Here is a 1,326-nt window from a genome sequence, read left to right as displayed (position 1 = left end):
TGTTATTAATGCTTCTGTCTTGCCATTTTCAGGGCAGACAGCACCAAATAGATACCCATACTCAAATTGTTGCTGCTTTACTGCACGAGGTCTTGAGCCTGTCGCAGCCCACAAACGTGTTGTTTGGTTTTGTTGACCGAAACGAGCTTCATCTTGAAACCAAACATCAATTCGCTCAAGAGGTAGGTGCCCAGGGGTGTGAAGGATCGTTTCCAATAGGAAGTTTTTTAAAAGTTTCCTGGCATTCTCGTGATTGTTTGGGGTGTTTTGAACGGCTCGTTATCCAGCTAAACCCTAGCTTCTTGAGGAGTTTGTATATATGGTCTGAGTGGTAACGAACTGAAAATTGGATAAATATATAGTGCCCAATGTCTTCGCCTGTAAGCCGCCCTCCATCCGAAGAATTGGCTGACTGAATTATATGAGCTGAAAGGAGTTCGAGTTGGCTTGGTGTTAATTTAGCTGGGCGTCCTTGTATCGGCTTACTATCAAGTCCTTCTAAGCCTTTACTTAAGTAGTTTGATACCCACTTATTAACACTGCTTCTCGCAGTATTCAAACGTTTGGCAATATTGGTTCGGTTTTCACCTTCTAAAAATAAGGATACTGCGAGTAATCGAATACGCTTTCTGGCATTTGATTCTCTTCGAGATAGTGCTAAAAGCTTTCTAGATGTATCTAAATCCATATAAGTGAGCATGCTTTAATCCGTGTACATATATTAGATCACAAACTTAAGCAGATTGGTATAAGACTACCGTCTCCCTGAATTCATTTCAGGGTCCATTCTTTTCATTATCCTTCATGCATGGCGACCTGAAATCCCTTCCTAATCCCCATTTTTCTCAAGTCCCTTTCCCTAAACCCCAAATGCAAAAAACCCGTCGCATCTCTGCAACGGGTTTCTCTAATTTAATGCCTGGCAATGTTCTACTTTCACATGGCAACTGCCACACTATCATCGACGCTGTTTCGTTTCACTTCTGAGTTCGGCATGGGGTCAGGTGGGTCCAAAACGCTATTGTCACCAAGCAAATCTGGTGTGTTAACTCGCTACTGCAAGCCAACTAAATCTGGAATTCTGATAAATATTAGTCAATCTATAACTAATTCTTGTAAAACGCTACTTTAGTAAACACTAACTTCTGTCGCTTATAAACCACTTTGGCGTTGTATGGTTAAGCCTCACGGGTAATTAGTACTGGTTAGCTTAACATGTCACCATGCTTCCACACCCAGCCTATCAACGTTGTAGTCTCCAACGGCCCTTCAGAGAGCTTATAGCTCTAGTGAGAACTCATCTCGAGGCCTGCTTCGCGCTTAGAT

General features: G+C 42.3%; 1 protein-coding gene, 2 rRNA genes and 1 pseudogene. All 4 read right to left on the bottom strand.

All coding sequences use genetic code 11. From position 1 onward, the window contains the following. Positions 1 to 216 (bottom strand): annotated as a pseudogene (locus BGP78_RS22785) (IS630 family transposase); the annotation flags it as partial. Then, on the bottom strand, positions 176 to 700 hold the full coding sequence (locus BGP78_RS20685) for a winged helix-turn-helix domain-containing protein (RefSeq protein ID WP_119863168.1): 525 nt from the start codon (positions 698 to 700) through the stop codon (positions 176 to 178). The gene BGP78_RS20685 and the pseudogene BGP78_RS22785, both read right to left, overlap by 41 nt. Positions 701 to 917: 217 nt before the next feature. Beyond that, positions 918 to 1,032: ribosomal RNA gene (gene rrf, locus BGP78_RS20680) — 5S ribosomal RNA — on the bottom strand. A 142-nt stretch (positions 1,033 to 1,174) separates the two neighbouring features. Then, positions 1,175 to 1,326: ribosomal RNA gene (locus BGP78_RS20675) — 23S ribosomal RNA — on the bottom strand; the annotation flags it as partial.

This window comes from Pseudoalteromonas sp. MSK9-3 (genome assembly GCF_003590335.1).
Classification (GTDB): domain Bacteria; phylum Pseudomonadota; class Gammaproteobacteria; order Enterobacterales; family Alteromonadaceae; genus Pseudoalteromonas.
This window is presented reverse-complemented; position numbering and strand designations above follow the sequence as displayed.